This is a genomic window from Mesorhizobium sp. M0166 (assembly GCF_040322255.1).
In the GTDB taxonomy this organism is placed as follows: Bacteria; Pseudomonadota; Alphaproteobacteria; order Rhizobiales; family Rhizobiaceae; genus Mesorhizobium.
Map to the genome: position 1 here is coordinate 15690 of NZ_JAMYTD010000022.1, position 19878 is coordinate 35567.

Below are 19878 nucleotides of genomic sequence, written 5' to 3' on the forward strand. Positions count from 1 at the left end.
CCTCAGCGCCACGCCAATGCAAGGCGGACCGCGTCGCTGACCAGCCCCCAGCGCGAGCGCGCCTTGATGAAGGCCGCCGTGGTCGCCTTTTCCTTCTCGATCTTCGGCGTGCCGTCGACACGCATGAAGTTCTGCGCGGCTTGCGACATCAACCGCGGATAAGCCGTGAAGTAATTGCAGGAATTGGTGTGGAGCAAGGCCGGCATGTCTTTGTATTTCCTTAGGTCCTTGACCACGAAGGACTTGTCCAGCATGGCTTTGTAAAGGGCGAGATTCCGTTTGGTCATAGGACCGTTGCGGCTCTTGACCTCGATGATTGCCTCAGCCGCGATGCGGCCGGAGGTCATGGCGAGGTTCGAACCCTCGCGGTGAATGGCGTTGTTCAGTTGCGCGGCATCGCCGACCACGACCCAACCGTCGCCAAAGAGCTGCGGAATAGCCTTGTAGCCGCCTTCGGGAATGAGATGCGCGGAATATTCTTTCACTTCCGAGCCGGCGATCAGCGGCCGGATCGAAGGATGGGTTTTTAAGGCGTCGAGGAGGACGTAAGGGCTCTCGACCATCGCGGCGAAATCGGAGACGAGGCAGCCAATGCCCAGTGAGATCGACTCCTTGTTGGTATAGAGGAAGCCGAGCCCGGCCATGCTGCGGGAGGTCGTGCCCACCGCCTCGATCACGCAGCCTTCATCGCCTTTGAGGCCGAACCGCTGCTCAATGACCTCTTCGGGCAGGAAATGCATTTCCTTGACGGCGAGCGCCACGGTTTGCGGCTTCGGTATCTCGCGCAGGCCGGCCCGCGTGCCAAGCAGTCCGCATACGCCTTCTGCGAGGACGACCACGTCCGCGTAGATGGCTCCGCCGGCCCGGTCTGTGCGGACGCCGATCACCCTGTCCTTGGCGTCACGGATGAGTTCCGTCACGGTCGTCTCGCACAGAACCGTCGCGCCGGCCTCGCGCACCTTACGCGAAAACCATTTATCGAACTGGGCACGGATGATCGTGTAGCGGTTGGGCTTCGCCTCATTGAAGTCGTCCGACCGATAGTGAATCCCGGTATGGGATGTGTCGTCCATCACCCAAAGCCGCTGTTCAACCAAATGCCGCTCGAGAGGCGCATCGTCCCGGAAATCCGGGATGATCTTCTCCAGCATGTTCGCGTACATGATGGCACCCTGGACATTCTTGGAGCCCGGATATTCACCCCGCTCCAACTGCAGCACCTTCAGGCCGTGGCTGGCCATGGTGTAAGCAGCTGCGTTTCCGGACATGCCGGCCCCAATAACAATGGCGTCGAATTGTTCCTCAATCATGTCCATCCCTTAGCTCGCAAGCTTGTCGCGACTGTGGGGCGACAGCCGCCGGGTGAAGGCTTCCGTCAGTGCGGGCAGGAAGCGGATCGCGTCGGTGACGATCCCGAGGTGAGCGAAATCGAAAATCGGCGCGTTCGGGTCGGTGTTGATGGCCACGATGAGATCCGCCCCCTCGACGCCAACCCGATGCTGGACGGCGCCGGAAATCCCGGCCGCTATGTAAAGCTTCGGCCGGATGGTCTTGCCAGTTTGGCCGATCTGCCGATCAGCTGGCATCCAGCCCTTCTGGACCAACGGGCGCGAACAGCCGTGCTCGGCGCCGATTGCTCGCGCGAGATTCTTCACAAGCTGCAGGTTCTCCGCCGCGCCTAGACCGAGGCCTCCCGCAACCACGACGTCGGCATAGGCAAGATTTGCCTTTGCCGACTGACTATCCGGCAGGAAGCCGAGGATTTTGGTAACGATCTCGTCCTCGGCTACCGAGAGCTTGTGCCGGATGACACGCCCGACCGGTTTATCCGCCCGCTGCGGCATGGGCATGACCCTCGGTCGCACTGTCGCCATCTGGGGGCGGAAATTGAGCGTATAGATCGTGCACAACAAGGAACCGCCGAAAGTCGGACGGGTGGCGGCGAGCGAACCGTCGGTATCCACATCGAGTTCGGTGCAGTCGGCCGTGAGCCCTGTCTGCAAGGTCGTCGCCACGGAGCCGGCAAGATCCCTGCCGAGTGTGGTGGCACCGAGAAGAAGGATCTCGGGTTTGTGGGTATCGACCAGATCCGTCATCGCCTTGGTGAATGGCTCGTTCCGATAGTCGGCGAGCAGCGGCGCCTCGACGATGTAGACAAGGTCGGCGCCATAAGCGAACGCTTCGGCAACGGCGTTCCCGATGGCCTCTCCCGGCGGTCCAAGCACGACGCCCGCAAGCTGGACCTGAAGCTTGTCTGCTAACTTGCGGCCTTCGCCGAGCAGTTCGAATGATACGGGATGGACTTGGCCGCGTTCGAGCTCGATGAAAACCCAAACGTGCCGGTAGTCCTTGAAATGCGCGGGCAGCTCCTTCTTTATGCCGGCACGGCCGGCGGCAGGGCGAGGGGTTTCTCGGTTCGCGGTCGACATCGTCTGCTCCTTGCCCTCTCACGCGCCGCCGTTGAAGGCGAGCTCATGTTCCAATGCCGGCTGGCGGGTGAAAATTGCCGTGATGAGTTCGTCAGCGACATCGCGCAAGGCCATCTCGGCGGTGTCGATTTTTGCCGCCTTTTCCGCTCGCGCAGGAGGCGCGAAAACGCGCTTGACCACCGTCGGTGAACCGCGCAGGCCGCATTTGGTGAGATCCTCAATGCCGGCGTCGGCCGCACTCCATTTCAAGACCTGGCTGCGCGCAGCGCACAGGGCGTCCTGGATCGAGCCCCGGCGGATCTCGTTTGTGCCTTCCAGCATGGTGATCAGGCAAGGGAGCCTGCTCTTCAGCATCTGTGTGCCGCCTTCGGAGCGGCGCTCGACCTTGATCTCGCGCGCAGCAAGGTCAATAGAGGCGATCTTCGCGACATAGGTCAGTTGCAGGAGTCCGAGGCGCTTGGCGATGCCGGGCCCGACCTGGGCGGTGTCGCCATCGATCGTCTGCTTGCCGGTGAAGACGAGGTCTGGCGTGCCGAACGTCTCGCCAACCTTCGCGATTGCCTGGGAAAGGGCGAACGAGGTCGCCAGCGTGTCGGAGCCGGCAAAATAGCGGTCGGTCAAGAGCACCGCTCGGTCGGCGCCGTAACCGAGCGCCTTGCGCAGCGCGTCCTCTGCCATGGGCGGACCCATAGTGAGCACGGTGACTTCGCCACCATAGGCGTCGCGCAGTCTGAGGGCTTCTTCGAGGGCGAACAGGTCGTAAGGGTTGATGATGGTCGGAACACCCTGGCGCATGATCGTGTTCGTCACCGGATGGACCCTTATCTGTGCCGAGTCCGGCACCTGCTTGATGCAGATTACGATGTGCATTGGCGGTTTCTCCAGGCTCCAGTCCGGATGCGGGCTTGGCGGTTCATCTCCTTGGGTTGCATCATTCGTGCCAACTGTTTTGCGCTGCCCCCAATTCCTAGAACTTCGCTTGGTTGCTTCTGAGGGCGCCGTGGTGATGACCGGATTTGTCGGCTTCTCGACATTGTCGCGTCGCAACCCGTGTCGCGGTCATTCCTGTCCGAACCGCTTCAGTACGGAGTCGAACGGGACAAAGGTGCGGCCCGGCGTGGCAGGTTTGTTCGGATCGTGGTCTTTGAGCACCTTGAAGACCCGATGGGTGAGCGGCGAGGAAACCGCGAAGTCCTCGTAAGCGCGTTCGAGCGTCGCGCGCACCCGCGCGGCAATCACCTGGTCGGGCAGACCGGAGAAATCTTCTTCGGCAAGGTATTGGCCCACGCGCTTCATGATATGGAGCCGCGAGACATTCAGCACCTTCGGATCATAGGAGACGCCAAGGACTGCGAAGAACTCCTCCGCAGCCGACAGGCGCTTCAGTCGTGCGAGGATGTCGGTGACATCGATGGGGCGGCTGTCAGCGGAACAATTCATTGCATTCTCCCTGGTCGGAAAACTGTGGTGTCGGTGGGCTCGCGCACGGCTGACCTGGACCCGCACAGCTCCGCGAGGGATGCCTCGCTGCACATTTCATCGTAGAGCTCGACCAGTTGAGTTGCAGTGACGGTCGATTTGGTCTCGGCCGCCTCGCGCCGGACGCGGGCCACCATCGCGGCTGCCAAATCCGGGTCGAGATCGCGACCGCTTTCGCTCAGCACATGGGCAATCGCAGTGGCGCCGGAATGCTTGCCAATGACGATACGCCGGCAGCGGCCCACGAGAGCCGGATCGAGCCCCTGATAAGTACGCGAGTCCTTCAGCAGCCCTGCGACGTGAATGCCGGATTCGTGGGTGAAAACATCGGCGTCCACGACCGGCTTAATGGCAGCGGTCTGCCGGCGGGAGGCCCAAGCCACCTGGGCGGCGAGGTCGGGCAATGCGGTCAGCTCGATGCCGGTATTCGCGCCGTCGAGGACCGCCATCGCGGCGGCCACCTCTTCCAGCGCGGCATTGCCCGCACGCTCGCCGAGCCCCAGGACGGTGACGGACGCATGGCGCGCGCCTGCGCGGATCGCGGCCAGCGTGTTGGCGGCAGCAAGTCCGAGATCGTTGTGCGCATGAAATTCAAGCTCGATTGGAGACTGCGGCACGAGCTGGGCGACAAGTTCGAAGGTCGAAAACGGGTCGAGAACGCCGACTGTGTCGGCTAGCCTGACGCGGCTTGCGCCGGCGCGTGCAGCCGTCTCGATGACGCGGGCGAGATGATCCCGATTGGCCCGCGAGGCGTCCTCGCAGCCCACCGCGACGAAGAAGCCGGCGGCGGCTGCGCGCCTGACCATACGTTCGATGACCTGGAGCGCTCCCGCCTTATCGAGGCCGAGCTTGGCGGCAAGTTGGATGTCCGACGCAGGCAGCGATAGATTGATGGCGTGGACGCCGCTCTCGATCGCTGCATCGAGATCCAGCGACGTCATCCGGCACCAGGCCATGAGCCGAACCGGGAGACACCGCGCGACCACGGCGCGAATTGTTTCGATCTCGTCGGCGCCCATGACCGGCGTGCCGATCTCGATCTCTGTGACGCCGGCCGCCGCAAGAGACTCGGCGATCTCCAGCTTTTCCGTCGTGGTAAAGGCGACGCCGGGCGCCTGCTCGCCATCGCGCAAGGTCGTATCGTTGAGAAAGACATGACGGGTCATGAACGGTAGCCGGTTCTGCTGCCGCTCAGGCATAGACCGGATTGACCGTCTTCGGAGGTTCGGTTACCCGGCCCAGAACTGGGAAGGCCACGCAGCTTCTCCACGATTGCCGGCATGACCTCGAGCACCCGGTCGACGTCCGCTTCGCCGTTGTCCCGCGCCAAGGAGAAGCGGACTGCCGCGTGTGGCGTTTTCATCGCGCTCAGGACATGGCTCGGTTCCAGCGAGCCGGAGGTGCAGGCGGAGCCGGAGGAACACGCGATGCCCACGCGGCTGAGGAGAAGTGGAATTCCATCACTTTCGACATGTTCGAAGGAGATGTTTGCGGTGTTGGGCAACCGTTCCAGGGGATCACCAGTGACACAGGTGCTTGGGATGCGCTGGAGAATCCCGTCCTCTAAACGGTCGCGGAGCGACTTTACCCGTGTGGTCTCGTCGTCCATGAATTTCAAGGCGAGTTTGGCCGCCATGCCGAGCCCGACTATGCCGGGCGTATTCTCGGTGCCAGCACGCCGGTTTTGTTCTTGGTGGCCCCCCTTGATCAGCGAGTGGAAATTGACGCCACGTTTTACGAAAAGCGCGCCGATCCCTTTCGGCCCATGCAGCTTGTGGCCGGAGAGCGACAGCATGTCGATTGCGGTCGACTTCAGGTCCATCGGAAGCTTGCCGACCGCCTGCACAGCATCGGTATGGAAAAGGGCGCCCACTTCCTTGGCCAACTCGGCAAGCCTGGCCACGGGGAAGATCACACCAGTCTCATTGTTCGCCCACATTATCGAGACGATTGCCACCTGTGGGGTGAGGGCGGCCATATAGGCGTCGAGGTCGAGCCGGCCACGGCAATCCACCGGGATCCTGTGCACCTTGACGCGGCGGGTCTTCTCAAGATGCGCGCAGAGCGTCAGCACGGCGGGATGCTCGACCGCGGACGTCACGATCTCGGTTCGGTTGGGCGTCGCCTCGAGCGCCGAAAGAAGCGCTGCATTGTCGCTTTCTGTCCCACCCGAGGTGAAGGTGATCTCATCGTCGAACTCCGCGCCGATCAGAGCTTGCAACTGCCTCCGCGCCTTTCTCACCGCCGCACTGACTGAGGCGCCAAGAGCGTGCGCCGACGAAGGGTTGCCGAATTGATCCCTAAAGAACGGCAACATCGCTTGCACGACCTCAGGATCGGCCCGTGTGGTTGCGTTGTTGTCGAGGTAGACAGGTTTCATGTGCGATCCTCAGTTGACCGGAATGACGCGAGCGCGCGACCGCCTCATTGAGCCTCTGGCGTATGCCGTTGATGATGATGGGCCCGAACTGGCAGCCGGCGCAGACGCCCGAGAGTTTGACGTAGACCGGATCGGCGTCGACATGGACAAGTCCGCAGTCGCCGCCGTCAGCCCGCAGGCAAGGACGCCCGAGCACGACAACGTTATCGATAAGCCGAATTTGGCGCAGCGGCGCGATTTGGTCGCCAGCAGCTCGGGTGCCACCAGGAACCGAACTGTTTCGGCAGGCGACGTTCTTTGCATCCTACCGGAAGCGATTGCCGGTCCCGAGATCGGCTTTGACCTTGCCTTGTTCTTGAGGACGGGGACATCTGTTGTGCCGGCCATGTAAGCCTCCTCTTCCGCAAAACAGTCCGTTGTCGGCAATCGCTTCATGGACCCGCACAGGCGCTTCGGGCGATCAACTGAAGGACTTGCCGCAGCCGCACTTCTCGCGCGCGTTGGGGTTATCGAAGACAAAGCCGGAAGATTCGAGCCCGGTGAGGAAGTCGACGGTCATGCCGGCGACATGGGGTTGGGAGCCCGCGTCCACGAACAGCTTGATCCCATCTGTCTCGGTGATCGCGTCGCCCTCGCGCGACACGCTCTCCAGGCCCATTAAGTATTTGAAGCCGGCGCAGCCGCCGGCCTGGACCATGATGCGAAAGCCTTCCGCCGGCTCGCTGGCGCGGGAAAGAGCAGTCTTGATGGCGGCAACAGCGTTTTCGGTGAGCGTAATCATGGCTCCATTCTCCTCAGTCCGGGACCTGCTTGCGCATCACGCTGCATGCACCGTGCCAAAGCGAAAACCGTTTCACCACAGCGCGGCATCTCTGACCCTGCGGTGGTTCTTGTGAGTCCATTGCTGCGAAGGTGTCGGCCAACCGACACGTACTGTCGGGTTTGTCGGGTCCGCCACGCGGGATGTTAAGCCTGAGTTGTTGGCTGAACTCACATTAAACCAATGACCATTACAGAAGACTCCTTCTGAGCTTGCTTCGGCGCAATTGGCACGGTTTTTGAAGCTCCACTGGCGAGGCGGCAAGAGACTGCCGATCCACAATCGTGTCGTGGGTGCCCTCGCGATCGATGCGCCGAAGCAAGGGAGCAACATGTCAGGACTGGGTCAGACACGCTTTGTTTGGCAAAGCAGCGCCGCCCGTGGCATCCGAATGACCGATTGGCCGATTGCGACAACACCCACAATCGCTCACCACCGCCCGGTGGCCACCGACCGGCTCGATGTGATTCCATCAACATGTGCCTGCTCGTGTCACTCGGGTCTCGCCGCTCCGATAGCACCCCCGGTTTTCGCGCGGGTGCGACGATGTGCGCACGCTGTCCAGCGACACTTTGTTCACGGGCCAGCAGCAGATCAGGGTCGAGCATTACGGCGCGCCCTATCGGCTGAAGATTCACCGGCAGGGCAGCTGATCCTCACACGTAGGTGGAAGCAGGGGTAAGACATGGACCAGCGCGAGAAACCGTCGCCGGACGAAATCCGGCGGGCGTGCGAAGACAACCCGAAAATCCGGGAGCATGATCTCGCCGCTCGATTCGGCATTTCGGAAGCCGAATTGGTCGCGGCGCATTGTGGTCACGGCGCGGTGCGCATCGAGCCGCGCGTCGATGATCTGCTGACCGGCCTCGAAGCGGTCGGCGAGGTGATGGCGGTCACCCGCAACCAAAGTGCCGTGCACCAAAAGATCGGCGTCTACGACAAAGTGGTCACCGGCAACCCGCATGCCATGGTGCTCGGCGACGAGATCGACCTGCGCATCTTCCCGAAAGCGTGGGCGTATGGCTTCGCCGTCGAGAAGCGCGAGGGAGCCGAGATCCGCCGCAGCCTGCAATTCTTTGATGCCACCGGCGAGGCGATGCACAAAGTACATCTCAGGCCCGCTTCGAACCTGCAGGCCTATCAGCATCTGGCGGCAGAGCTCGCATCCTCCGACCAGGAGCCGATCATATCGGTCGAGGCGAGCGGGGCGCGCGATAACGCAGTGAGTCCAGACCAAGCCGCCACGGTCGACGACCTACGCGAGCACTGGAGCCGGCTGAGCGACGTGCATCAGTTCTACCATATGTTGAAGGCACTGAAGCTCAGCCGCTGCCAGGCGATGCGTATGGCCGACGAGGATTATGCCTGGCTGCTCGACAATGATGCCGTTGGCGCCCTGTTCCAACAGGCGGCCGAAGACGAGATGCCGATCATGTGCTTTGTCGGCAATCATGGTTGCATCCAGATCCATTCCGGCCCGATCAAGTCGGTCAAGCAGATCGGGCCGCGGATCAATGTGCTCGACGAGACCTTCCATCTGCATCTTAGGACCCATCACATCCGCGAGGTCTGGGCCGTGCGCAAGCCGACGAGGGATGGTCACGTCACGTCCATTGAAGCCTATGGCGCCGACGGCAAGATGATCATCCAGTTCTTCGGCACGCGCAAGGAAGGCGAACGCGAGCGCAGCGACTGGCGGTTTCTGGCCGAGAGTCTGCCACGCGTTCCCGGTCCGACCGACAGGGATGTGTAGAGCCGGCAGGCCCGTAGGATTGAACCGGCCGCCATAGGGCTCGGCGCCACGTTCCGACAGCGGCTCGCGAGGAAATATAGGTCCATGTGCGATAGAGCTTGCCGTGTTAGCGCATACGCACGGTCAGGTGTGCACGCCGGAATTGACCGCATCGATACAGTCAGGCTCGTCGCCGGCCGGATCGCTGCGCACGAGTGCATCGCTCGTCTGACCGGAAATCCTTGCAGCGGCTACAACAACGCATATGCCATCAGCGCCGAACCGAAGCGGAAGCGCGGCCGGGTCTTGTCGGACCGCACCCGAACCTTGCGCTGGATCGCGTCGTTGCTCAATCCGGGCCGTGCGAGCGATCTCCTCGCTCGTCGACCGGAAGGCTGTGCAGCAGCAGCCAAGCCGAACAGCCCGATGTCGCGGACTCGACAAAACCGACCACGGATGTCGGTTGTCGGACGTTGTCCTAAGAATGATGGACAGGTGATCATCAGCGGCGGGCCTAGTGCAGGCTGGCATTGCTTGGTGCAGCGCCATGGGTACGCCTATCCGGCACGCGACTTGCTTCGACAATTTGATCAGCAGGGCATCAGCAGTGCGTCACGGAGCTCAGAGGTGATTGACCAGCCTCTCAACCCTAACGGGGATAAGCGGCGGCTTTGCTTCATGCCCGCAGCGCGGCGGAGATGCCCCTTCTGATCGACTTCGCAACCGATCTCATCCGCGCTGGTGCAGGTGGGCTGTATCAGGCGACAGAATCTAGAAGGCGCCCGACAAGAGACGTGCCCATGCTGGAAATCGAGTTTATGAACAGCGGTGCAATCTCAATCGAGCCATGAACGCCAATGTAGAGAAAACAAAATGGCGACCAACCCCGTTCCAGATCATGTCCCGCCCGAAATGGTGAGGGACTTCAGCCTGTTTACATCGCCAGGGATGCCACCAACACCCAACGGGGATCCACACGCAGCTGTCGCTTGCGTACATGACGGGCCTCCGATCTTTTACTCCCGCTACAACACGCAAGATGGCCGGGGTACCTGGGTCATCACCCGTGCCGCGGACCAGCGGAAGGTGCTGCAGGACGCAGAGACTTTTTCCAGCCATCGCAGCATCTTCTCCTCCATACTGGGTGAAAACTGGCCGACGATCCCGCTTGAGCTCGATCCACCGGCCCATGGCGTCTTTCGCTCACTGCTCAATCCGCTGCTTTCGCCAAAGCGGGTGTTGGCTTTGGAACCGGCTGTCCGCGAACGGGCGGTCGAGCTGATCGAAAGGATCGCCGCGTCGGCCACAAGCTGCGACGTGATGAAGGATTTTGCCTTTCCTTTCGCGGTGAGCACCTTTCTTCGCTTTCTGGGGTTGCCCGATGACCGACTCGATACATTCGTCGGCTGGGGGAAAGATCTGCTCCACGGCGACGATAAGGAACGACCTGTGGCTGCCCGGACGATCGTGGCATTCATCGACGAACTTGCAGCCATGCGCCGCCAGGAGGCGGTTGACGATTTCATGAGCTTTATCGTGCAGGCACGGGTCGAGGGCCGCCGGCTGACGGACACCCAAGTCCGCGGCATCGGCGTGCTTGTCTTCGTCGCTGGGCTCGACACGGTCGCAGCAGCTATAGGCTTTGACTTGGCGTACCTCGCGCGCAACCTCAAAGATCAGCAATTGCTGCGGAGCGAACCGGACCGCATCCCGCTCGCAACCGAAGAATTGCTGCGGGCCTATCCGCCCATTCAGTTGATCCGCGTGGCTACGAAAGATATCGACTTCGAAGGCGCGCCGATCCGGAAGGGGGACTATGTTTCCTGCGCCACGATGATTGCCAATCGTGACCCGGCGGAATTCGAATGCCCCAACACAATCGATTTGGAGCGGGAGGACAACCGCCACGCAGCGTTTGGCTATGGTCCCCACCGTTGCCTTGGCTCACACCTTGCCCGGCGGGAGATTGTCATTGGCCTGGAGGAGTGGTTGGCGCGCATCCCGGCTTTCAGGATCAAGCAGGGTACGGCACCGATAACTTCTGGCGGCCATGTGTTCGGGATCGAAAATTTGATCCTGGACTGGTCTTAGGCCCGCCCCGACCCGGGGCACAGACAATGGAGGCAGCGCAATGCGCATCATCGTCCAAAAGGCCAAATGCCAGGGTCACGCGCGATGCGCGGCGCAAGCGCCGGACATCTTCAAGCTTGATGACGAGGGCTACATCCTGCCCGGTGACATTGAAGTTGCGGAAGGGGAGGAACTGCCTGCATCGCGGGGCGCGCGATCCTGTCCTGAACGTGCGCTGGAACTCACCCGCTGCGCGCTTTGAGGACTCATTCAACCGAGAGTCTGGCGGGCTTGAACCATGTGGCCGCACTCAGCACGCGACCTCTGTCCCGCACGGTTCACGTCCAACTCTGCAGGGGCATTTCCGGCGCCAGTGTTCCCCGTGAGGCGCAAACGGCAGGGCAGGGGTTCGCGAACACCTCTTCCAATCACAGAATTTGCGTCAGAGCCGACGGACCAGACGAGAATTGCCGAACTACTCGACGCGAGGCGACCCGGAGTGCCATACCGAAGAACTGCCCGACCCATGTTGCGGCAGGCCGGGTCTCTGCATGATTTGATAGGACGAAACCAGGAGAACGCACCATATTTGCCCAACATTATGCCCGGCTCAGCACCGGCCAATGGCCGCACATCGAGCTGGAGAGGAGGTTCGACCAGCATGTGCTTGCCTGTGTGCTTTCACGTGCGCTCGAGGAGATCGAGGCCGGCGAGGCGACGGCGACAGAGGCAACCGGACTTTCGCGCGCCGAGTTGCGCGATGTCCTGGTCCGCTGTTTCCCTGCTTTTCCTATCAACGCGTTTGCCTTGAAAGAGGTGAGCGAGCCCGAGCCGGATCTGGAAGAAGAACTTCTGCATGGACTGCTGCTGGCGCATGCCCGACATGGCGACCCGGCGAGCGCCCGCTTCGCCAAGATCATCGCCCGGCGTGCGATGCGCAATGACCACCTCTGGCAGGACCTTGGCCTTTTTAATCGAACCGACCTCGGCCGCCTGCTCGCCTCGCATTTTCCGACGCTGGCGGCCGGCAACACCCAAAACATGAAATGGAAAAAATACTTTTACCGAAAGCTCTGCGAGGCCGAAGGTTTTTCGCTGTGCAGCGCCCCCAGTTGCCGGGACTGCAATGATTTCGAAAGCTGCTTCGGCCCGGATGAAGGCGAAAGCCGCCTCACACGGACCAAGGACAACGCCTAGGATTGAGAGCCGCTTGCGTCAGTCGTACAGCGTCAGCGCTCGCGCCGCGCCATATGTCTGTTGTCAAATCTCGACGGACGCCATCGTTGAGACGGCCATTTCGGCAGCGATAGCCCTCTTTTCGGCCTCCTGGGCAAGATGACTGGCCGCGACCTGCGAATGGCCCCTGCGGCAAGCAAGGCGCCATAAATAACTGCGCCCAGCAGAACCAGTCGGCAAGAACGAACGGAACTGGCCACGTGGACGGGTATATCGAAGCGTCCATTGTTGACGTCAGCATTATACCTGGTAACGCCAGACTTCGACCGATTTTCAGCGGGCCGATAAGAAAGGCGCTCGAAGAGAAGGCGACTTTCGACCTGAACCGGAAATTGCAAAGCTGCAAGCCCAGTTGGAGCAGCAGTTGGCCCGGTTGAAGGATGCAGAAAAGTTGGCGATCAAGCTCAAGACTAATTCTGTTGGCCTCAAACGAATCAACGTCGCCGACGAAGCAATCGAGGTCGTAGCCGGTTTCACAGGACGGCGGACATTGGGGTCGGCAGTCTAGTCCCAGCCAAATAGGGCGCGCGCTTCTGCTACTGCGCAAACGCCTCTGGAGTCGATTTTATCAGCTCGTTGGCGTGATCTTCAGTTCCTTCGCCACAAAGCCCGGCGGAGAAGAGTATGCTGCCTGGCCTATTCATTCGCCCAAGCCCGCTTGCCACGGCAGCTATCGTGGTCATTTTTACATCAGACGATCGTCTCGTGAGCAGTGGACCGCAGAGTTGCGAAGACGCAGTTGCCCTTTGCTTCTACTGTGCATAGAAGCCATTTGTGCGGGCAGAGGTACAAAATCTGGGTGCGGTGCTGTGGGAATAAAATTCGAAAAGCTAAATAAACTGCGAGAGTCACTGCTAGAGGCAAATCACGATTTCCGCGCCAGCACCCAATTGTTCAATAGCTTGGATGTCGCGAAAATTGATCGCGAAATGGATCTTGGAGATCGCGGAAAGCAGCGGGGCGAGGCGAACCAACCTCCGAAGGCGGCCAAGAATTTCGACGACGTTGAGCATGCAGTCATCGAGAGGGTCGAGGACGAAAAAAAGGCGGCACACCACACCCTCGAGGATAGCCTGCAGCTTCTCTCCGGACGTTTGGCGGGCCTCGACTTTGAAGAGCAATTTGGTCTGATCCGTCAGGCGAACGCCGCCAGTGTTTCTGATTTCAAGGCCTCGATCGCGGTAGGCCTGGACGAACTTCACGGATTGCGAAAATCGCTCAACGACGCGGAGAAGGAGCACGCCTGGTTCAAACAGAAGCACGGGCTTGTCCGCGCCGTTAGGATTCAGCACGGAGCAGCCTACGTTTTCCGAATTTCCTTGCTGATTTTCCTGTTTCTGATTGAAACGGCGATGAACGGAAATTTCCTTGCCAAGGGAAATGAACAGGGATTTTTTGGCGGACTCCTCGAAGCCGCCGCGTTCTCGTTTTTGAACATCGGCGCCGCTCTGCTTTTCGCAATATTCTGTGCACGCCTGGTGACTCACAGATCGTTTTTCGTGAAGGTGATCGGCGCGTTGTCGATAGTGGCATACATCGGCTTGGCATTGACCATAAACCTAGCGCTTGCACATTACCGCGAGGTCAGCGGGTCCTTTGTGAACGGAGCCGGTGTCGAGGTTGTGCGCAGCATGCTCGCCAATCCGGCCGGCCTTATGGATGTGAAATCCTGGCTTCTGTTCGGCATCGGTCTCATGTTTTCGATTTTTGCATTTATCGACGGCTGGTTCGTTCTCGACCCATACCCAGGCTATGCGGGTGTCGAAAACAGATTGGTCGCTCGCAGGGAAGACTACATCGAGCGCAAGAGCGAGCTCATCGAGGCTCTGCAAGAGGTGCGCGATGAGCACAACGAGAAGGTGGAGGACATCGTCAAGCGGCTGGGGAGCAGACGCAGGGAGCATCGGGCGATCATCGATCATCGGTCGAGGCTGCTGACGCTCTTTGTGCAGCATCAAGACCAGCTGGAGCGAGCCTGCAACCAGCTTCTCGCAAAGTACAGGGAGGCCAATATCCAGGCCCGCACAGAGCCAGCGCCAAAACATTTTGCCACGCCCTACAGACTCGAGCGCATAAAACCCCTGATATCGTCCGACGATGAATGGAGCGAGAAGGACCTGGGCGCCTCAATTCGTGACGCGCAGGAAGAACTCAACGCTCAGGTGCGGCTCATCGGGCTGGAATGCGAGCGGGGGATCGAACAGTACCGAGATCTCGACAAGCTTCATCCGGACAGCGTGAATGGCTAGGCGGGGCCGCAGAAGAAAGAATGGCAGTGGCGGCACCATTGTGGCAGCAGTTGGATTGGCCGTGCTGTCGGCTGCGATGCTGGCCGGTTTTGTTTGGATGTGGTCGAGATCCGGGAAGGACCAAATCGACGCCAGCACGAATTGCCCGTTGGCCGGTCCTGTAAGCCTGACGGCGGTCTTGATCGACGCCACCGACCCGATTTCGCCAATAACCATGGCCGATTTGAAGAATGAATTCCGTAAGACCATTGGGCGCGTCGAGCCCGGCGGCTATCTGAGGATATTGACGCTGGGCCCGACCCCCGGCGACCTGACTGTGATGTTTGATGGATGCAACCCGGGCGATGGCTCGACGGTCGACAGCTGGACGAACAATCCGTCCCGGCGGCAGAAGAAATGGGAAGATGCATTCGAGGATCCTCTGACGAAGCTTCCCGACCAGATTCCCAATGGAGAATCCGCTAGCCAATCTCCAATCATGGCCGGAATGCAAAAAATCAAACTGTCATTATTCGATAGCGGTTTGGCGAAAGAGAAGACCGCAAAGCGAATAATAGTCGTGTCGGATATGATTGAACATACGGCGCTGTACTCACAATATCGTTCGGGTCTCGATTACCAGAAGTACCTTGATAGTTCGGCCGACAGGACCTACGGGACATCGCTTGATGGCGTGGGGGTTACGATACTCTATGTCGATAGGGCGAAGAAGCCATTTGGCTCTTTCGGACATGCAGAGTTCTGGACCCGGTGGGTTCAAGCTCATCATGGCGAGTTTGAGAAGCTGGTAGGGTTGGAGGGGTTAAACTGATGGCCAAGAAGCGAGGGGAGTCCTTCTTGGGACATCCGAGCCTGCCCCTTGTCGTCTTTGCGACACTAACCCTGGGCGGCTGTGTGTTCATCGCAATAGCCAAGCTGTCGGGCGTAGACCCGATAATGGCGGCGAGCGCACCGGTATGCCTGATGCTCATCTATCTTGCCGCGTCCGTCTTCACCGGCAAGCTGCGGCTCCACGATGAGCAGACTGGCGACAATCTCTACTACATGGGTTTCCTGTTTACGTTGACGAGTCTCGGCGTATCGCTGTTTCAGTTTGGTTCCGAAGGATCCACCGACACAATCGTGAGGAACTTTGGTATCGCGGTGACGTCGACGATCACGGGCATTGCTCTGCGGATCTTTTACAATCAGATGCGCCGCGATCCTGCCGACATCGAACGGACGGCCAGGCACGAACTCGCCGATATGACGCGTCGTGTAAGAGCTGAGATGGAAAGTGTAACCAGGGAATTCGCTGACTTTCGCCGCGTCAGCAATCAGATGTTGGAGGAGGGTTTTGCCGAAATTGCCGTTCAAGCGGAGCGGAACGGAGAGCACATAAGATCGGCGCTGGATAAAATCGCGATGGAATCGATCAAACCGGTTCAAGAGGCCTCGGGAAAGCTCAGCAATGCTTTGAGCGATAATTTTGGGCAGATCGAAAGTCAGTTCTCGTCGATCGCACAGCGCGTCGAGGCGGCAGCCGATCTGCTCGACAAGGCCAACAGCTCAATGTCCTCTTCAGTTGGCAGACTGGGTGAACAGGCCGACAGCGTAGCCACCAAGTTAGAGAAGGTTGTCGTCCCTGATGAGGTCCTTAAGAACGATCTGGCGCCGATGGTGAAACTCCTTGGCAGCGCGGTCGCCCAATATGCTGTCAAAACAGAGACGGCTTCGCAGGAACAGCAAGCCCGCATGGCGGGCATCGTTGATGCTGTGGCTAAAGTGGCCGCAGGTGTGGAAAGGGCTGTGGCAGCCGCAGAGCAAACAGCGGAGAGTGTCCAAGCGCAACAGCGCTTGACCCAGGCGCTTGCTGCAGTGGTGCAAAAGCAAAGCAAGGACACCGGAGACCTTGTCGCAACCTTGGCAGGAAGAAGCCTCCACGCGCCGAGGCCTGTTCCCCCTCTCAACGCTCCTATCGCGATCGAACAGCCACTGGCAGATCTGGCCGCAAATGACACCGTCGAGAGCGCACCGATTAGGGTCGAGCCTGAGCCCCAACCAGACGCTTTCCAAACTCTGGGAAGCGAGCCTCCCGCCGAACGAACGGAACCGCCTAAGCGAACCAGTTGGTGGGGCAGGTGAGTGACGCTGGCGGAACTTCGGTCGCCTTCGAGCGCAAGGGTTACGGCCGCGGTTTGATACTGGGCCTGACCATGGCCGAGACGATGCTGCTTTTGGTGTTCTGCCTGCTGCTAGCAGCCGGTGCTATCATCACGAAAAAGCAGAAAGAGACCGATGAGGCGCTGCGAGCCGCTCAATCAAACAAGGAAAACGTGCAGAGGCTCGAAGCCGAAAACAAGCGGCTTCTGGCTCAGATAAAAGCGGTGTTTCAGCCCGCGAGCGGAGGAACCGTTCCCGACGAAGAATGGCGCGAGCTGGTCCTGGCCAAGGATGCTGTTAAGTCGGTCAAGGAAGCAGGTATTTCCCTGGAGGAGGTCGTGCGAAATGCCCCTGTCGCGAAGGTCCTTGCGGACAACGACATAAGCGTTGATCAGGCCAAGGCCATGATAGATGCGGCGAAGGTCTTGAAAGAATTTGGTTACATCGGCACCGACAAAGGGCTGCAGGATCTGGCTGATGTGCTCAAGAAGGCTGCAGAGCCGACGCAAGCAGCAAAACCTCACGATTGGCCGCCGATCATTAGTCTCAGCGAACTGGATGGCTATAATTTCGATACCGGAAGCGCAGAGCTTTCGGATCCGTTCAAAACAAAGTTGCGCGATCTTGCGAAGACAATCGCCGGCACTGCGACCTCTTACGGTGTCGACGTGATTGAGGTGATTGGACACACGGACGAACAGGCAATGGCGGGCGAATCCTCCAACATGGACAAAGGGCTCCAACCGGTTTTGTCAGGGAAAGTGGAAATCGGCTCACTCCATCCCGCCGACAATGCCGGCCTTGGTCTGGCGCGCGCGATTTCAGTCACGAGTGTGCTCAGTGACATGCCCGCATTAAAGGGGTTTACGATTTTGCCGATGTCAGGTGGTCAGCTCATCCTGCCCGGCGATCATCTCACCGACGGAGCGCAGATGGGCGATGTGCGGGCTCGAAGGCGCATCGAGATTAGGGTGAGGCAGCGATCAAAATTGGCGCCGGTTGGTGGCGCCAAGCCATGAATGGGGACGAGAGACTGGCGCCTTAGCCGGTACGGCAGTTGAGTTGGGGGATTGGGCTATGGGGTTTTACGTTCGAAAATCGATCAGTGCGGGACCATTCCGCTTTAACTTTTCGTCCGGCGGGGTTGGCGCTTCCGTTGGCGTGAAGGGCCTCCGCATCGGCACTGGGCCACGAGGTCACTACATCCACGCCGGCGTCGGTGGGCTCTACTATCGTGGCACTTTAGGCAAGGCTAGCGCCAAGAAGGTAGTACAGCTCTCTCAAACCCGATCTGCGCCGCAACCCCGTCCACAATCCTCGCCCCCGGAGTACGTCTCTGACGGCGTCGTAATGAGGGAAATCGAGTCCCGCGATGTGGTGGAGATGCGTGACGAGACATTTGCCAATGTACTCGATGAAATCAATGCTAGGCAATCGCAGACGCGGCTGTCCGTAGCACTCGCGGTTCTGTTCGGGATTGCAGGTTTCCTTGTGGGGACCAAGCTCGGAGGTGCCGCACCGGTGCTGGGCATCGGTGCCTTTGTGCCGGGTATGCTCATTGGCAAATGGTTTGACAGCTACCGCCGGGTAAGCGTGCTCTATTACGATTTGGAAAAAGACGCGGAGGCCGCCTACGGGCGACTTGTCGGCGCGTTCGAAACTCTCACCGGCTGCGGCGGGAGATGGCATGTCGCTGCCGGCGGCAAGATAGAGGATCTGACGGCTTGGAAGCGAAATGCCGGGGCCAGCATGCTGGTCGATAAAAAGCCCACGACACTTGAAAGCTCCTTGCCGAAGGTTGTGCGCAGCAACGTTACTCCGCCTTCAATCCATGTGGGTCGGCAGGTGCTCTTCTTCATGCCTGACCTAGTGCTGGTGAAGGACGGAAACCGATACGGCGCAGTCGGATATGCCGATCTGCAGACCCAATTCGCCCCGAGTAATTTTATCGAGACCGGCAAAGTTCCATCTGATGCGGAGATCGTGAGCTACACTTGGGCTCACCCAAACAAAAACGGCGGGCCCGACAAGCGTTTCAAAGACAATCGGCAGATCCCTGTCTGCCGCTACGAAGCGTTGCGGTTTTCTAGCCCGTCCGGACTTAACGAGCTGGTGGAATTTTCCAAGACAAACGTCAGCCAGCCCTTTTGCCAGGCTCTATCGGCACTCGCGCAATTGCATCGAAGCTCCGACCGCCAATCCATAACGCTGAACGCGCACTCAAGGGACTGATAGTGGCGATGGCTCAAAGCATGGCCAGGTCAGCAAACGCCTTCGCATGGAATCCCATCGCTATCTCGATCCAACTTGCTCCCCCATGAGCAGTTGGCGAGATACCAACGCGCTTCTTCGCAAGATGAAATCTGCCTGCAAAAGCGGCGAGGTTGGCATGAGTAGCTCTGTGCTACTTGGCGACGGCTGATGAGCCCAAGTGGGCTTTTGGTTGGGTTCGTAGCTTCCGAATGTTGTTCGCGCCAATCCCAAGGGTTGTCAAAAGTTCCAATCCAGATTCCGACCTTAGCGGTTTCAGCCTTAGTTTGCTGTTGCGCATAGGCCCCGTGGCTGTAGCGGGGCCAGTCCAAGGCTCGACCATGTTCAACCATCCAGGACGCGACGCTGACACCGTCCGCGCGACGGCAATCACCGACGAAGCGACGGTACCGATCCCATGAAACAAATGTGCATTGGACAGGCCGCGAAGCCGCAAGGAAATTCGCCAGTGCTTCGGCCGCCTGGCGCCCGCAGGGGTATTGATGTCCGCTCGCGTCATTGCAGTATTGGCGGCTTTCGGGTGCATCGATGCCGTTGAAGCGGACGCGCTGCCCGTGGATCTCTATCGTGTCTCCATCAACCACCGATGCTATGCCGACAATCGGCGCCGGTCTCGACCCGGTCGAGTTTGCTATATCCAGACCACGTAACTGGTCGCCCGGCCCTGTAAAATAGTGGGTGGCGTAAGCAGCCAAGGCCACCACGATCACTAGGATCAGAGGCAAGGACACATCTGGAAAGAAACGTCTGCGGACGATTGGTTCCGCGCCGCGCCTTGGTCGCGCGCGGCGACGATGAGAATAGCGATTGTTATTCAATTTCCGATCCTTTGCGAAACGCAGGCTGCATGATTTCTAACGTGCCTCTGCACGCTTCGTAGGCGCCTTTTTCGCTGGCGCTGGTTTGCCTTGTAGTTCGGCGCTTTGAACACCATGGTGCCTTCGCAGATCAGCCCGAAGTCACGACTTTGTAGTTGCCCTTTTCGTGAACACGACCATCTTTCCGCGCTGGAGCCTACAAGTTTTCTCGGAATGCAATTAGGAGGGCCGATTGAAAAAGAAGTCGGCTTG

Annotated in this window: 20 protein-coding genes and 1 pseudogene; 12 read left to right on the forward strand and 9 right to left on the reverse strand. The window is 59.7% G+C overall.

Features of this window, described 5'->3' with window-relative positions:
* Positions 1-2: 2 nt before the first annotated feature.
* The 7 genes from NKJ46_RS22160 to NKJ46_RS22190 all read right to left on the reverse strand — a co-directional run bounded on the left by NKJ46_RS22160 (position 3) and on the right by NKJ46_RS22190 (position 6484).
* Positions 3-1310: an FAD-binding protein gene (locus NKJ46_RS22160; RefSeq protein WP_352667735.1), complete on the reverse strand. Its 1308-nt coding sequence runs from the start codon at positions 1308-1310 to the stop codon at positions 3-5.
* 9 nt (positions 1311-1319) lie between these two features.
* Positions 1320-2429, reverse strand: a complete 1110-nt coding sequence (locus NKJ46_RS22165) for an electron transfer flavoprotein subunit alpha/FixB family protein (RefSeq protein ID WP_352457019.1) — start codon at positions 2427-2429, stop codon at positions 1320-1322.
* An 18-nt stretch (positions 2430-2447) separates the two neighbouring features.
* The gene (locus NKJ46_RS22170; protein ID WP_352466656.1) at positions 2448-3299 is read right to left on the reverse strand and encodes an electron transfer flavoprotein subunit beta/FixA family protein; all 852 of its coding nucleotides are present in this window, start codon (positions 3297-3299) and stop codon (positions 2448-2450) included.
* Between the two features lie 189 nt (positions 3300-3488).
* A complete protein-coding gene (gene nifW / locus NKJ46_RS22175) occupies positions 3489-3869 on the reverse strand; it encodes a nitrogenase stabilizing/protective protein NifW (protein ID WP_352503026.1) in 381 nt (126 codons plus the stop codon).
* Complete coding sequence (gene nifV / locus NKJ46_RS22180) at positions 3866-5074, reverse strand: homocitrate synthase (protein ID WP_352667622.1); 1209 nt, start codon at positions 5072-5074, stop codon at positions 3866-3868. Before nifV ends, nifW begins: the two co-directional genes overlap by 4 nt.
* Complete coding sequence (nifS, locus tag NKJ46_RS22185) at positions 5071-6288, reverse strand: cysteine desulfurase NifS (protein ID WP_352667625.1); 1218 nt, start codon at positions 6286-6288, stop codon at positions 5071-5073. The genes nifV and nifS overlap by 4 nt, the downstream gene beginning before the upstream one ends.
* Positions 6239-6484 (reverse strand): NifU family protein, encoded by a 246-nt coding sequence (locus NKJ46_RS22190; RefSeq protein WP_352667627.1) that lies wholly within the window; start codon positions 6482-6484, stop codon positions 6239-6241. Before NKJ46_RS22190 ends, nifS begins: the two co-directional genes overlap by 50 nt.
* On the opposite strand from NKJ46_RS22190, the gene NKJ46_RS22195 reads away from it, so the two are divergent.
* The gene (locus NKJ46_RS22195; protein ID WP_352667743.1) at positions 6431-6679 is read left to right on the forward strand and encodes a hypothetical protein; all 249 of its coding nucleotides are present in this window, start codon (positions 6431-6433) and stop codon (positions 6677-6679) included. The genes NKJ46_RS22190 and NKJ46_RS22195 overlap by 54 nt on opposite strands.
* A 69-nt stretch (positions 6680-6748) precedes the next feature.
* Here the strand turns inward: NKJ46_RS22195 and NKJ46_RS22200 are convergent, their stop codons facing one another.
* Positions 6749-7069 carry a HesB/IscA family protein gene (locus tag NKJ46_RS22200; RefSeq protein ID WP_352667630.1) on the reverse strand — a complete coding sequence of 107 codons (321 nt, stop codon included), beginning with the start codon at positions 7067-7069 and terminating at the stop codon, positions 6749-6751.
* Positions 7070-7656: 587 nt separating this feature from the next.
* Here NKJ46_RS22200 and hemP point away from each other — a divergent pair.
* The 11 genes and pseudogenes from hemP (at position 7657) to NKJ46_RS22255 (ending at position 18769) form a co-directional block, all read left to right on the forward strand.
* The gene (gene hemP, locus NKJ46_RS22205) at positions 7657-7761 is read left to right on the forward strand and encodes a hemin uptake protein HemP (protein WP_023678236.1); all 105 of its coding nucleotides are present in this window, start codon (positions 7657-7659) and stop codon (positions 7759-7761) included.
* Between the two features lie 32 nt (positions 7762-7793).
* The gene (locus NKJ46_RS22210; protein WP_352667633.1) at positions 7794-8861 is read left to right on the forward strand and encodes a hemin-degrading factor; all 1068 of its coding nucleotides are present in this window, start codon (positions 7794-7796) and stop codon (positions 8859-8861) included.
* Between the two features lie 852 nt (positions 8862-9713).
* Positions 9714-10931, forward strand: coding sequence for a cytochrome P450 (locus NKJ46_RS22215; RefSeq protein WP_352667636.1), 1218 nt, complete (start codon positions 9714-9716; stop codon positions 10929-10931).
* 40 nt (positions 10932-10971) lie between these two features.
* Entirely contained in the window at positions 10972-11172 is a 201-nt protein-coding gene (locus tag NKJ46_RS22220) for a ferredoxin (protein ID WP_352491466.1), read from the forward strand.
* A gap of 323 nt (positions 11173-11495) precedes the next feature.
* Complete coding sequence (locus NKJ46_RS22225; RefSeq protein WP_352491520.1) at positions 11496-12107, forward strand: nitrogen fixation protein NifQ; 612 nt, start codon at positions 11496-11498, stop codon at positions 12105-12107.
* Between the two features lie 854 nt (positions 12108-12961).
* On the forward strand, positions 12962-14395 hold the full coding sequence (locus NKJ46_RS22230; protein WP_352516062.1) for a hypothetical protein: 1434 nt from the start codon (positions 12962-12964) through the stop codon (positions 14393-14395).
* A gap of 55 nt (positions 14396-14450) precedes the next feature.
* Positions 14451-15206, forward strand: a complete 756-nt coding sequence (locus NKJ46_RS22235; protein WP_352667638.1) for a hypothetical protein — start codon at positions 14451-14453, stop codon at positions 15204-15206.
* Entirely contained in the window at positions 15206-16519 is a 1314-nt protein-coding gene (locus NKJ46_RS22240) for a methyl-accepting chemotaxis protein (RefSeq protein ID WP_352516048.1), read from the forward strand. Before NKJ46_RS22235 ends, NKJ46_RS22240 begins: the two co-directional genes overlap by 1 nt.
* Positions 16516-17556, forward strand: coding sequence for an OmpA family protein (locus NKJ46_RS22245; protein WP_352491463.1), 1041 nt, complete (start codon positions 16516-16518; stop codon positions 17554-17556). Before NKJ46_RS22240 ends, NKJ46_RS22245 begins: the two co-directional genes overlap by 4 nt.
* Before the next feature lie 58 nt (positions 17557-17614).
* Positions 17615-17761 (forward strand): annotated as a pseudogene (locus NKJ46_RS22250) (DUF4236 domain-containing protein); the annotation flags it as partial.
* Between the two features lie 126 nt (positions 17762-17887).
* Positions 17888-18769 carry a hypothetical protein gene (locus tag NKJ46_RS22255; protein WP_352491527.1) on the forward strand — a complete coding sequence of 294 codons (882 nt, stop codon included), beginning with the start codon at positions 17888-17890 and terminating at the stop codon, positions 18767-18769.
* Positions 18770-18798: 29 nt separating this feature from the next.
* Here the strand turns inward: NKJ46_RS22255 and NKJ46_RS22260 are convergent, their stop codons facing one another.
* A complete protein-coding gene (locus NKJ46_RS22260; protein WP_352667641.1) occupies positions 18799-19626 on the reverse strand; it encodes a thermonuclease family protein in 828 nt (275 codons plus the stop codon).
* Between the last annotated feature and the right edge of the window lie 252 nt (positions 19627-19878).

Excerpts from the sequence above, each read along its gene's own strand:
- nifV (WP_352667622.1), bottom strand. The coding sequence starts at position 5,074 with ATGACCCGTCATGTCTTTCTCAACGATACGACCTTGCGCGATGGCGAG.
- NKJ46_RS22210 (WP_352667633.1), top strand. The coding sequence starts at position 7,794 with ATGGACCAGCGCGAGAAACCGTCGCCGGACGAAATCCGGCGGGCGTGC.
- nifS (WP_352667625.1), bottom strand. The coding sequence starts at position 6,288 with ATGAAACCTGTCTACCTCGACAACAACGCAACCACACGGGCCGATCCT.
- NKJ46_RS22165 (WP_352457019.1), bottom strand. The coding sequence starts at position 2,429 with ATGTCGACCGCGAACCGAGAAACCCCTCGCCCTGCCGCCGGCCGTGCC.
- NKJ46_RS22240 (WP_352516048.1), top strand. The coding sequence starts at position 15,206 with ATGGCCAAGAAGCGAGGGGAGTCCTTCTTGGGACATCCGAGCCTGCCC.
- NKJ46_RS22215 (WP_352667636.1), top strand. The coding sequence starts at position 9,714 with ATGGCGACCAACCCCGTTCCAGATCATGTCCCGCCCGAAATGGTGAGG.
- NKJ46_RS22170 (WP_352466656.1), bottom strand. The coding sequence starts at position 3,299 with ATGCACATCGTAATCTGCATCAAGCAGGTGCCGGACTCGGCACAGATA.
- NKJ46_RS22255 (WP_352491527.1), top strand. The coding sequence starts at position 17,888 with ATGAGGGAAATCGAGTCCCGCGATGTGGTGGAGATGCGTGACGAGACA.
- nifW (WP_352503026.1), bottom strand. The coding sequence starts at position 3,869 with ATGAATTGTTCCGCTGACAGCCGCCCCATCGATGTCACCGACATCCTC.
- NKJ46_RS22200 (WP_352667630.1), bottom strand. The coding sequence starts at position 7,069 with ATGATTACGCTCACCGAAAACGCTGTTGCCGCCATCAAGACTGCTCTT.
- NKJ46_RS22220 (WP_352491466.1), top strand. The coding sequence starts at position 10,972 with ATGCGCATCATCGTCCAAAAGGCCAAATGCCAGGGTCACGCGCGATGC.
- NKJ46_RS22195 (WP_352667743.1), top strand. The coding sequence starts at position 6,431 with ATGGACAAGTCCGCAGTCGCCGCCGTCAGCCCGCAGGCAAGGACGCCC.
- NKJ46_RS22160 (WP_352667735.1), bottom strand. The coding sequence starts at position 1,310 with ATGATTGAGGAACAATTCGACGCCATTGTTATTGGGGCCGGCATGTCC.